We start from the raw sequence: 12,014 nt of genomic DNA, 5'->3' as shown, positions 1-12,014 counted from the left end.
GATCAATTGTATGTTTTAAATAGACCGCGCAGGAATCCCAGGCCCCAGCTTGTATGCATTGTCATAAAAATTACAACGAGTTTAAATGTATATCCCGGTTTTTGAGTGTTTTGTGCTGTGATTAAAGCACCGATAATCAAATAAACCAGATATATAACGGTTAAAACAAGGAAGAATATGCTTGTTTTAGGTATCAAAATTCCGGATATTGCAGTAATTATCAATAGACTTACAAATAGCGGAGGTAATATATGAATGAATTTAAAGGCATCAAAATGCTTTTTAATTACATTGACTCGTAATATCCCATAATTATAAAATTGCCGGAATAAAGTTTTCAAATTTTTTCTTGGGTAATAATATGATATTATTTCAGGTGTATAAAAGATTTTGTATCCTGCTTGACGAATTCGCCAGTTAAATTCTGCGTCTTCAGAAATATGCAACTCTTCATCAAAATAACCGATTTTTTCAAACAACTCTTTTTTATAGGCGGCATAAACCACCGTATCTACATATTTTTTTTTCTTGTAAAATCGATAAGGTGCGCTTGGAATGCCGAATATAGAACCCATTGCAATGCCGATGGCTTTTTGCATAGGGGTTTCACCCACATTGATTTGTGTGCCCCCGACACACTTTACACCCAGTTCATTCATATATCGCACATTGGTTTTTACAAAATCAGGATGGATCTTGGTATGTGCACCGAGTATTACCACTATATCGCCCTGAGCATTGCGGGCGCCAATATTAAGCGAAGCAGGTGTTCGTTTGCGAGGATTATCAAACAGCTTGATTTGTTCAAACCGTTCTGCCAGTGATTTTACGATATCCCGGGAACCATCCTCTGACATACCGTCAATGACCAATATTTCAATTTTATCGCCTGGATAATTTTGGCTCAATATAGAGTCAAGACAACGCTCGATAGCGTCCCTTTCATTCAGCATCGGGATGACAAATGAAACCATCAAATTATCATCGATTTGGATTTGATTCGACATCATTCCTCCGTTACTCTTGATAAGGCGGCCAAACATAAGGACGTTCAAAAAAGCCGGGATAACATTTTAATTCATCAATATGCTTTACTATTTTTGCAGGAGCACCTGCAACGACCATATTATCCGGGACATCTTTGGTTACAACAGATCCAGCACCAATCAATGTGTTTTCTCCGATCGTGACGCCCGGAAGAATTGTGGAATTTGCACCGATTCGGGCCAGACGTTTTACAGTAACTCCGCCCAGACAATCCTTGTAACGTGGACATTTCATGGGGTGGGGATCATCTGTGAAAACCACATTGGGCCCCACAAAGACATGATCTTCGATGGTAACCATTTCCAGGAAACACAGCGAATGTATTCGTACATGATTACCAATTTTATTACCGAATTCGAGTACAGCGTTTGTACCAATACTGACATCATTTCCGATTTCATTTTTTTCCCTGACAGATGCTCCCTGACCTGTTTGCACATCATCGCCGATAACCGACCCGGCGTATAGAGTTGTAAACGGACGAATGATACACTCTCTGCCTATAATAAGCGGCAGTTCTCCCGGCAGTGCACCTCGCGGGGGTTTACCGATGATGGAGGGGACTTCAATAACCGTACCCTGTCCTATTTTCACATTTTCATAACAGGTCACATTGTCTTCAATGATTCTATCTTTGGCCATTCTAAATCTCTACACTTTCACCATTGTGATTTAATGAATATTCCGCGCTCTCCAGTGCTTTTACAACCCGAAGCCCGTCTCTGCCGTCGCTGATCGGGGTTTTCCCTGTTTTGCAGCAGTTAACAAAGTGCTGCATTTCACGATTCAGCGGTTCAAAGGTTTCCAAACGCGGACTGATGATGTCGCCAGTGCGATAGCTCAGTTGGAACTCGCCAAAGGATTCAGGATTCACATAATCAACGCCTTTGTCATATATTTTTACCTTTTCCACATTCTGAGTGTCATCGTAAACGAGCATTTTTTCGCTTCCGATGATTGCTGTTCTCCTTAATTTGCTGGGTGCCAGCCAGCTTACCTGAACATTTGCAAAACTGCCGGATGGGAATTCTAAATTGATAAAGGCGACATCCGGGATGCCTTTTTGGACATAATCCTTGCCCATGGCTGAAATGCGAATTGGATCTTCATTCAGCCAAAAGAACAAACATGAAAAATCATGCGGTGCCAGATCCCATATCACGCTCACATCTTTTTGATGCAGACCCAGGTTCACTCTTGATGAACTGATGTAATAAATGTCTCCGAGTTCATTCTTGTCGATTAATTCCTTGATTTTTAACACCGGTGGACTGTATTCAAATGTATGACCGACCATGATCACTTTATTCCTTTTTTCCGCAGTATTAACAAGTTCATTTGCCTGCTCTGTAGATGCGGCAAAGGGTTTTTCTATAAAAACGTGTTTTCCGGCATTCAGGAACTCCAGTCCCAACGGATAGTGAGTGGAAACCGGGGTGGCAATTACCACTGCTTCGATGTCCTGATTGTTCAAGATATCTTTATAGTTATTGGTAATATTGATTTCAGGGTATTTTGTTTTTATGGTTTTGGTTTTTGCCGGATCTTTGTCACAGCAATAAATACCAGAGCACATTTTGGCTTCATAGATATTTCTCACCAGATTGGGCCCCCAGTAACCTAAACCTACGACTGCAATATTCATAATTATGATCCTTTTTTGAGTGTACTATATACCTTTAATAATTCCTTTGTGGTTTCCTGCCAGTTGTATTTTTCTATGACGGCTTTTTTGCCGTTTTTTCCAAAAGGTGTGGTAGAGTTATATATTTTTGTGACGGCATCAGCAAAATCAGCCGGAGAATTAGACTTGAATATTTCTCCGCAACGGCACTCTGCAATAATCCGTGAAAATGGAATAGAATCCGATGTGACAATCGGTTTTTCCATGGCCATATATTGAAAAATTTTGTGAGAAATTGTGCTGTCATTGGCTTTATTCGATGGCCTGGGATCTACACATACAGAAGCGCTCTGTATAAACGAGGGAACTTGTTCAAAGGGGACCCAGTCAATGATGTCGATATGTTGTTGTGAGATTTTTTTTACAAGAGATTTCAAATGCGGTGTATATTTTCCTTTTCCAACGAGAAGCAGCTTTATTTCAGGTATTCTGTCAATGAGTATGGGCATGCCTTCAAGCACGGTATCCAATCCTCGTTCTGAACTGAAAAAACCGATATAGAGAATGGTATATTTTTTACTATATGTATCCACAATATCCCGGTCAATGCTGAATGACCAGAATCTTTCCAGATCAATGGTGTTGCTTACTATATGAATTTTGTCAGATTTAAAAAGGGTTTCTAGGTATTTTTTACGTTCATCAATGGTTGTAATTAATTTTTCAGCATGTCGCATGCAGATGGAATCCAGTTGTTTTGCAAAAAAAGGATTTTTGAAAAGAAAATAATAAGGATTTTTTTTATACCAGATATCCATGGCTGCCGGGTAGTTTTCATGCATATCGTATACAACGGGTTTGTTGAGTAATTTGCCGGCTAGAATAGCGGAAAAGGCAAGGGGTAAATCGTGTACGTGAATATAATTGATATTGCATTTTATGGAATAACTGATGATGCTGAACAGCCAGACCGGATTAAAAAAAAGAGGAATATTAAATAATATTCTCATTTTCTGGGGGATAAAAAACAGTTTGTTGATGCGAATAACAACAGCGTTATCAATTTTTTCAACTTTTGGACTTTTGTTGAGGTTGTTACAGAGTAAATAAACGGTATAACCGTTTTGATAAAGCGACTTGATTTCCTTTGTCAATCGAACATCCGGTGGATAATCGCTCTGCAGCACCATTAATATATTCATCGAATCTACAGCCATTTATTTAAAATATGTTAAAATTTTTTCTGCAGTATATTTTACTTCTTTTTCAGTCAGTTGTTCAGACATGGGCAGCGACAGAAGTTGATCTGCTTGTTCTTCGGTGACCGGAAAGTCTCCTTTTTGATAACCTGAATTTTTATACGCCTTTTGCAAATGGCAGGGAATAGGATAATGGATACCTGTAAATATCCCGTTTTCCTTCAGATACTGCTGAAGCTGGTCTCTGTTCTTAGTGCGAATAACGTAAAGATGATAAACATGTTTAACATCATCCATTTCTTTTGGCAGAATAATTTCTTTGCATTCGCCGAGGTATTTGTTATACAACCCTGCATTGTGCCTTCGAATTTCTGTCCATTTATCGATATGCTTTAATTTGACATCCAGAACAGCTCCCTGCATTCCCTCCATGCGATAATTATGCCCGATAATATCATGATGATATTTCTGCTGCATGCCATGGTCTCTGATCATCATCAGTTTTTTATATAACGATTCATCCCGGGTAACAACAGCGCCGCCCTCGCCATAGGCTCCGAGATTTTTACCCGGATAAAAACTAAAGCAACCGGCTATGCCGAATGTTCCTACTGACTGATCGTGATAACGTGATGTATGTGCCTGTGCACAGTCCTCAATGAGAAACAAGTCATGTTTGTCGGCTATCTGCTTTATTCTTTCCATCTGAGCCGGTTGACCGTATAGATGAACAGCAATAACGGCCTTTGTTTTCGACGTAATAGATTTTTCGATCAGTTCCGGATCAATGTTATAGAAATCCGGTTCACAGTCAACGAAAACCGGGACGGCACTGTTCAAGGATACGGCTTCAGGTGTTGCGAAAAAGGTATTGGCCGGTACAATAACTTGGTCTCCGGCTTTGATATCCAGTGCCATCATTACAGCGTGCAAGGCTGCTGTTCCAGAGTTAACGCCGACACAGAATTCTGTATTGTGTTTTTGGGCGAAATGCGTTCTCAAAGTCTTTGACAAAAGGACCTGCGGCAAAAGCGGAGCTTTGCAATACCTTTTGAATGGCGTTATCAATTTCCGGTTTGATGGATTGGTATTGAGCTTTGAGATCGATAAAATTGACTTTCATTACAGCCTCATAAGTTTATTGAATTATATAAATTTAGTAATTTTTCGCTCTCAATATGCCAATTATATTTTTCTTTTACAGTTTTTATGGCATTCTCTGACATTTGGTGGTATAATTTGGGATTAGATAGGATTTCTCTAATGGCTCCTGCAATGTCAGAGGGTTTTTTTTCATTTACGACTCGCCCAACATTGTTTTCAACGATTACTTTGCGCATTTCTGGAAAATCACTGAATACAATAGGTAAGCCAGCTGAAAGATATTCAAAAATTTTATTTGATAATGCATAATAATAATGTGGAGAATCATTTTGTAACGCAAAGATGCCCAGATCAGCGGAAGCAGTATATTTAGCTAATTCTTCCCAAGGAACTGGATCGAGGATAAAAACAGTTTTATCAAGAACTTTGGGATCAACTTTTTTTCTTAATTCAAATCTGTAAGGTCCATGACCGATTAAAACCAATACAACGTCGGGAAGCGATTTGACCGCTTCAATGATTATATCTACTCCCCGGCTCGGCGCAATTTGTCCCTGATAGATTATGATTTTTATTGATTCAGGTATCCCCAAGTTTTGTCTTAGAAAATTTGTGTTGTTTTCTATGTTCAGGTATTGACAATTCATAATTACATGGGGAGAGGCAATTTTATATCTTTGTGCAAATACGTTTGCTCTGGATTGGGTCTCCATGATATTCATTGTTGTACGCGGAGCCAGAAACTTCTCAATCTGGTACCAGACCATTCGCTGTACTTTACCATGTTGCACGCAATCAACATACAATTCGTGGGAATCATAAATCAATGGTTTGTTGTTTAGTTTTGATAATATAAAAGCAATTGGTAGTGTCTCGAGATCGTGTGCATGATATACATCAAATGTGGCATTTTTAGTGCTATAGACCGATCTAAGAACGAATTCTAAATATTTAATAAAGAAAAAGATAGTTCCTTTTGGTAATATGTGCCGTGTGAAAAGTTTTATACGTCTGATAATGATGGATTCCCGTATTTCAAATTCGGAAACGGTGTCGTCTTTCAATGCAATAAGGGTTATACTATTCCCTGCATTTATTAAAGAGCGGGATTCTTTGGTTACGCGGGCGTCGTGAATAAATTCTGTCATTAAAAACATGCAAATATTCATTATCAAACCTTTGTGTGAATTCTTTCATTTTTTAAAGTATATTACTATCCAAGTCTTGACTCCATAACAATTATGCATCCAAAAATGGAAGCATAAAATTAAATATACAAACAATATTTCTTACAGTAAACCCATAATTTTATTATTCACTAAAAAATTTAGTAAAAATGGTCCCGGCATCTATTATCGCGAGATGAAACGTAAATGATTAATGCTTTGATTTTTTTTAAAAAAAAGGTACATTGGGTTTCAATTTTTATTGTATTTATTGACTATACTTTTATCTTTTTTAATTTTAAAGGTAAGTTTTTTAAAATTTTTATAAATTTGAAATAAGGTGATTGTTTATGTTCATTAACGAAATGTCCAAGATCATTACTAGTCTTTTAATTCTGGTTGTTGTGGGATTTGGTCAAATTCCCGGAGTTTCATCCAACATGGATATCGAAGAGGAAGAAAAAAGAAGTGGACCAACGGCAATAGACTTTTCAAAAATGTTCGAGGTAGAGACTGTTAATCGGGAAGAATTTCTTCAGAAACAACGTCAGAGACAATTAATGTTACAGCAGCAAGCTGTACCTGCGGCTGTTCTTGAAAGAGCTATTAATCCCCAAAGTTATAAAGTCGGACCGGGAGATGTTTTTGATTTTAATGTTTGGGGTGCTTTGGAAGCCCATTATACGGTGTATATAAGCCCGGAAGGGTTTTTATCGATACCGACAGTGGGTGAAATTAATATAAGCGAGTTGACTTTGGCTGAGGCCCAAGATTCAGTGTTTTCAATAGCCAAGCCGGCTTATGATAATTGTCAAATATCTCTTTCTCTTGTTACACCGAGACAATTCAGGGTTCATGTAACAGGAGAAGTGAGATATCCCGGTACCTTTACAGCAGTTGCAATGGACCGAGTGTCTGAATTGATCATTCGTGCTGGTGGAATGACTGATATGGCTTGGAAAGCCGGTGTTCGAATCATTCGTGATTCCGATACATTACATATAAATTTGGATCGATTTGAACAAGAAGGAGATCTGGAAAACAATCCATATGTAGAGAGTGGTGATGTTATAGTCGCTCCAGCAATGGATTTAGTCGGGAAAGCCACCATTCGGCTTGAAGGGGATGTTGAAATTGCAGGCACTTATCAAACATATCCTGATGAACCATTGAAGGATTTTTTACAACGTGTTGGTGCGGATAAACCAAATGTAGAATATACACGAATTGTTATCAAACGGGAAACTGGCAAAAAAAATACATTTCATCCCTTTCAGAATGATTCAATTTTTTACTTAAAACCAAATGATCGTGTGATTTTGCCCTCCAATTATGTCTATATCCGAGGCGAAGTTGATCAGCAAGGTGCATTCAATTATGTACGTAACTTGACTGCTCGTGACTATGTCATTATGGCTGGTGCAAATGGTCGAATGAATGGAGTTTGGGTGCTCCATAAAGATACAGGCAAAAAAGAGAGAGGCCCAGAAACTCCAGTCTATCCGGGAGATATGGTGCATATGCCCCGTACTTTTGAACAGTATTTTCAAGGTTATTTTGGTATCGTATCTACTTTATCTTCATTGCTAATTTCTGCTATAGCAGTTGGTGTAATAGGGAATTGATCTAATTTAAATAAGGTGTGAGATGAGTAAGAAAGAAAAAAAAATTATTGACCTAATTTATATTATGATGAAATGGCGAAAATTGATTATTATTAATTTATTGATTGTAGCCATTTTGGCCGCCGGTATCAGTTTAATACTACCGCATGTCTATAAAGCAAACACAACTATTTTACCGCCGCAAAGTGATGCTGCTCCACTTGGCCTGTCTTCTCTTCTGAGCAATATGCCCATGGCAGGATTGGGCCTAGGCTCGGTTTCAAGTGAAATTTACCAATTTATTTCTATTTTGAACAGTAGAACGATTATGGAATCTGTAATTGAAAAATATAATCTTGTCGAAAGATATAAAGTAGAAAACATAGAAGAAGCTATAGAAATACTTCGGGAAAATGTTTCTGAAAATATCAATGATGATGGTACCCTAAGTGTTGCCTGTATGGTGAAAACAAATTGGATACCCAAGAAAGGTAATATTGTTGAAGCTCAAACAATTGCACGAGACATGACCAATTTATTTGTACAAAAATTGGATAGTATTAATAAAAATCTGAAAATTGAAAGTGCAAAGAGTAATCGAATTTTTATTGAAAATCGCTACATGCAGAATATCAATGAGCTGCATAAAGCTGAAGAACAGTTAAAAGCCTTTCAAAATAAGCATAAAACAGTCGCTTTTGAACAACAAACCCATGCGACTATAGCAGCTGCTGCTGAGATCAAATCTCAGATCATTTTGAAAGAAATAGAACTCAATGCATTATTAAAAAATGCTGGCCCGTCGAATTTACGTGTAAAGAGTGTCCAAAATCAAATAAGCGCATTAAAGGATAAATTAGATGATTTCTTTACAGATCAGGATGAATTATTTGTTTCCTTAGGCAAAGCTCCTGAATTGCAGATTCAATATGCAAGACTGATGAGAGATGTGATGTTGCAGCAAAAAATTATGGAATTCATTTTACCGCAATATGAACAAGCAAAAATTCAGGAGGCTAAAGATACGCCTACACTCCAAGTGCTCGATAAAGCTGTCAAGCCGATCAAACGATCAAAGCCTCATAGATCAATATTTGTAATTTTCTGGAGCATTATAAGTATTATTATCAGCATAATACTCATTTTAACTATTGAATATATTAATGATCAAAAGAATGAGAGCTCGGGTGAATATGAAAAGTTGGTCGAGATGGCAAAAATGCTAAAAAAAGATTTTAGATTCTACAAAAGCTAAAATATAATCATAAAAAATATGAAGTCTTTAGCAAACACCTCTTTCCTGACAGAGCCTGATAAAGGTAAAAAAACTATTTTATTTGTTTTTCATTTATTGTTTGTTGCGGTTCTCTTTCTTTTATTTACATTTTAATAGTTATTTATATATTATTGGGTTAATTGGGGCAGCTGCTTTATTATATTGGTTATTATTTTCGGTCGAAAATACAATCATACTTTTATTTCTTTATATAATAATACTGCCAAGCTCCTTTGGAGCAGATTATGATTTTTTTCATGGTTTTTATATAAAAATACCAGTTTTGTTGTTACTTCTTTTTTTTGTTCTGTTATGGATTTGGATGGATAACTTGCTAACCAGAGAAAAAAGCGGAACTCAATTGCATGACCTTGACGATCTACTCATTGTATTTCTTGTTATTGCTGCTGTATCTTTATTGAGAGGCCTTTTGGAAGGATATGCATATTATCATGTCATAACTGAAGGGGTCTTTATATTATTTTATGGATTCTATTTTGTTTTTCTTCGCAACAAGTCTTTGTTGCAAATTAAAAAGCTTACTATGGCTTTGGTGATTTTTTCTTTCATTGTTTCAATTGAATATCTGTTACTTACTTTCCAAGAAGGAAAGATCGCCACTATTGCTCTCCAGCGTATTGTAACTCGTCAGCCTTATATTGCTTTATTCACAGTTCCCGTTCTCGTTAGCAATATCTTTTTTCAAAAAAGAATCTGGATTAAAATTTTATCGATTATAGCCGCGTTTCCTATTATTGCAATGGTTTTAATCAGTCAATGGCGTGGGCTTTGGCTGGGATTTTTGATATCCTCATTTGCTGTAGTTTTTCTTGCGTTGAATCGAGACAAGTTTTCATTTCAGAAAATCTTAAAGTTTATTGTTCTCTTAATACTGATAATGACAACCTTGGTTATAACTATACTGATAATTGACCAGCTTTTTATTGGTTCCGCTATTGTGTCTCTATTAAATCGAGGGCTTTCTTTTACAGATGTAATGGGAGATGATTCTATTATTATGCGCATCTCTGATACAAGACGGGCTTGGCAACAAATGCAGGGAAGCATTGTCGATATTCTATTTGGCAAAGGTCTTGGTGCATCTTATGATCGAAATTCAATTTATATGACGTATCCTTACCAAGTGGACTGCACTTATATTTATATCTTTTGGAAGATGGGTCTCGTTGGATTATTGACTTTTCTTTTGATTGGTTTCAAAGTGTTTAAAAAAGGTTTTTATGCTTTTAAAAATACGCAGGATTTATTTATTAAATATATCACTGCATCATTACTTTCTGGTTTTATTGGACTGTACATTGCTTCTATTACAAGTGTATGTTCAATTATTTATCAATTTACAATAGTATGGGCCTTTATGATATCGGCTGTTGAAATTGTGTACCTTAAAGTTAGGTCTGAGATCATTATTCCGAGAAGAAACAATGAACAAGTCTGAAAGTAATGTTGATTTAAATAATCGTCTTAAAAATACTCTCAAAAGTTCTTTTGTTTACATACCATCGAAATTAATCCCTGGGATTTTGGGATTACTTCTCATTAGATTTCTTACCGCATATTTTTCACAAGAAGAATATGGATATTATCAAATTGGATTGTCCACTTTTGGTTTTATTCAAGTTTTTTCTGTTATGTGGTTATCATCCAGTGTGTCGCGATTTTATATTGCCTATAAAAATCGAAATAAACTAGATATTTTCCTTTCTACACTAGTTATTACATCATTTGTTGGAATCGTAATAGTAACGCTTTTCAGTTTTGTTCTTAATGTTCTAGTTTTCAAGTCCAAATTAAGTTTACAATTGTTTGGTATATTGAATATGGTAATTATAGCTTCCTTTGCCAGTTCTTTTTTTATGATATTCATTCAAGTCTACAGAGCATCTTTTAGAGCAAAACTTTATTCAATATTATGGAGTCTTTTTTCCTTAGGCAAGTTCATTGTCAGTGTTATATTAGTCTTATATTGGGGGGTCAAGGCAGAAGCAGTTTTTATCGCTTTCTCTGTCGTATCATTGTTCGTGTTTGGTTTTATAACCTTCAATTTAAATTTGAAATCTGTACTCAAGTTTAAAGCAGTTTCATTTAATTTAATGAAAGAGTTTATTAAATATGGTTTACCATTCAGCCTATCCTTTCTATCCTTTTGGGTGCTCTCGCTTTCTGATCGATATTTAATTGGCATTTTGGCTGATGCTTCTCAGGTTGGCCTATATTCTGTAGGGTATACGATATCCGAAAATACTCTGAAGTTTGTTTATATGATTTTAATGTTAGCTGCATATCCGCTTATTATTGACAGTTGGGAAAAAAATGGTAATTTTAGAACTCAGCAGCTTATAACCGGGCAGACACGCTTTTTTTTCCTGATTTGTTCACCACTATTGACAATTCTCGTCAGTATCCCAAAGCACATATTGCTGATTTTCTCAGATCGTTCATTTATTGAAGGTTCTACAGTGCTGCCTATGATAGCACTGGGTATATTTTTATTCGGGTTGAGCCAATATCTAATCAAAGGGTTTGAATTACAAAAACAAAGTTATAAAATTACACTGGTTGCTTTAATTGGTAGTATTACAAATGTTTCTTTGAATTTTATTCTGATACCCAAGTTGGGATACTTTGGTGCAGCAATTTCAGCTTTGATAGCATATGTGTGCTATTTTATTGCTGTATATTTGCTATCTCGACCTATTCTTGAATGGATACCTCCAGTTAAATCTATAGTAAAAGTGGCTGCAGCGTCTATAATATTTGGAATATTTTTAAATATATCCTCTTCCTTTTTCAGTAATTTGATAGTTGTTGTTTTTTTATTGATCCCCTCTGGAATAATTTTATACATGGCAGTACTTTTCGATCTTGAAAGAATTGCAGTATTATAATCTTGTCCGTATGCTCCCCAAAATTATTTTGTTCCTAAAAAAGAAGCAGTGATTGACCTAAAGAAAGCGAAAAAGACAATGTCGG

At 36.2% G+C, this 12,014-nt stretch carries 10 protein-coding genes; 4 read left to right on the top strand and 6 right to left on the bottom strand.

The genetic code is table 11. The features are described from left to right. Nucleotides 1-2: 2 nt before the first annotated feature. The 6 genes from U5R06_20785 to U5R06_20760 form a co-directional block, all read right to left on the bottom strand. Nucleotides 3-1,010 carry a glycosyltransferase family 2 protein gene (locus tag U5R06_20785; GenBank protein MDZ7725182.1) on the bottom strand — a complete coding sequence of 336 codons (1,008 nt, stop codon included), beginning with the start codon at nucleotides 1,008-1,010 and terminating at the stop codon, nucleotides 3-5. Between the two features lie 7 nt (nucleotides 1,011-1,017). After that, nucleotides 1,018-1,689 (bottom strand): DapH/DapD/GlmU-related protein, encoded by a 672-nt coding sequence (locus U5R06_20780; GenBank protein MDZ7725181.1) that lies wholly within the window; start codon nucleotides 1,687-1,689, stop codon nucleotides 1,018-1,020. A 1-nt stretch (nucleotide 1,690) separates the two neighbouring features. Next, nucleotides 1,691-2,692, bottom strand: a complete 1,002-nt coding sequence (locus U5R06_20775) for a Gfo/Idh/MocA family oxidoreductase (GenBank protein ID MDZ7725180.1) — start codon at nucleotides 2,690-2,692, stop codon at nucleotides 1,691-1,693. Between the two features lie 2 nt (nucleotides 2,693-2,694). Next, complete coding sequence (locus tag U5R06_20770; protein MDZ7725179.1) at nucleotides 2,695-3,873, bottom strand: glycosyltransferase family 4 protein; 1,179 nt, start codon at nucleotides 3,871-3,873, stop codon at nucleotides 2,695-2,697. A 15-nt stretch (nucleotides 3,874-3,888) separates the two neighbouring features. Beyond that, entirely contained in the window at nucleotides 3,889-4,872 is a 984-nt protein-coding gene (locus U5R06_20765) for a DegT/DnrJ/EryC1/StrS family aminotransferase (protein ID MDZ7725178.1), read from the bottom strand. A gap of 128 nt (nucleotides 4,873-5,000) precedes the next feature. Beyond that, nucleotides 5,001-6,143 (bottom strand): glycosyltransferase family 4 protein, encoded by a 1,143-nt coding sequence (locus tag U5R06_20760; GenBank protein ID MDZ7725177.1) that lies wholly within the window; start codon nucleotides 6,141-6,143, stop codon nucleotides 5,001-5,003. Between the two features lie 347 nt (nucleotides 6,144-6,490). Here U5R06_20760 and U5R06_20755 point away from each other — a divergent pair, with 347 nt between their 5' ends. From U5R06_20755 to U5R06_20740, 4 genes are all read left to right on the top strand, one after another. Beyond that, nucleotides 6,491-7,765, top strand: a complete 1,275-nt coding sequence (locus U5R06_20755; protein MDZ7725176.1) for a polysaccharide biosynthesis/export family protein — start codon at nucleotides 6,491-6,493, stop codon at nucleotides 7,763-7,765. Between the two features lie 22 nt (nucleotides 7,766-7,787). Then, nucleotides 7,788-8,999: a Wzz/FepE/Etk N-terminal domain-containing protein gene (locus U5R06_20750; GenBank protein MDZ7725175.1), complete on the top strand. Its 1,212-nt coding sequence runs from the start codon at nucleotides 7,788-7,790 to the stop codon at nucleotides 8,997-8,999. A 343-nt stretch (nucleotides 9,000-9,342) separates the two neighbouring features. Continuing rightward, nucleotides 9,343-10,479 (top strand): hypothetical protein, encoded by a 1,137-nt coding sequence (locus U5R06_20745; GenBank protein ID MDZ7725174.1) that lies wholly within the window; start codon nucleotides 9,343-9,345, stop codon nucleotides 10,477-10,479. Next, on the top strand, nucleotides 10,466-11,929 hold the full coding sequence (locus tag U5R06_20740; GenBank protein MDZ7725173.1) for an oligosaccharide flippase family protein: 1,464 nt from the start codon (nucleotides 10,466-10,468) through the stop codon (nucleotides 11,927-11,929). Before U5R06_20745 ends, U5R06_20740 begins: the two co-directional genes overlap by 14 nt. Nucleotides 11,930-12,014: the final 85 nt, after the last annotated feature.

Source organism: candidate division KSB1 bacterium (assembly GCA_034521575.1).
Classification (GTDB): domain Bacteria; phylum Zhuqueibacterota; class Zhuqueibacteria; order Residuimicrobiales; family Krinioviventaceae; genus JAXHMJ01.
This window is presented reverse-complemented; position numbering and strand designations above follow the sequence as displayed.

What these genes read in the sequence shown, in the direction of transcription:
- U5R06_20775 (MDZ7725180.1), bottom strand. Translation starts at nt 2,692, where the DNA reads ATGAATATTGCAGTCGTAGGTTTAGGTTACTGGGGGCCCAATCTGGTG.
- U5R06_20755 (MDZ7725176.1), top strand. Translation starts at nt 6,491, where the DNA reads ATGTTCATTAACGAAATGTCCAAGATCATTACTAGTCTTTTAATTCTG.
- U5R06_20760 (MDZ7725177.1), bottom strand. Translation starts at nt 6,143, where the DNA reads ATGAATATTTGCATGTTTTTAATGACAGAATTTATTCACGACGCCCGC.
- U5R06_20780 (MDZ7725181.1), bottom strand. Translation starts at nt 1,689, where the DNA reads ATGGCCAAAGATAGAATCATTGAAGACAATGTGACCTGTTATGAAAAT.
- U5R06_20740 (MDZ7725173.1), top strand. Translation starts at nt 10,466, where the DNA reads ATGAACAAGTCTGAAAGTAATGTTGATTTAAATAATCGTCTTAAAAAT.
- U5R06_20770 (MDZ7725179.1), bottom strand. Translation starts at nt 3,873, where the DNA reads ATGAATATATTAATGGTGCTGCAGAGCGATTATCCACCGGATGTTCGA.
- U5R06_20785 (MDZ7725182.1), bottom strand. Translation starts at nt 1,010, where the DNA reads ATGATGTCGAATCAAATCCAAATCGATGATAATTTGATGGTTTCATTT.
- U5R06_20745 (MDZ7725174.1), top strand. Translation starts at nt 9,343, where the DNA reads ATGGATAACTTGCTAACCAGAGAAAAAAGCGGAACTCAATTGCATGAC.
- U5R06_20750 (MDZ7725175.1), top strand. Translation starts at nt 7,788, where the DNA reads ATGAGTAAGAAAGAAAAAAAAATTATTGACCTAATTTATATTATGATG.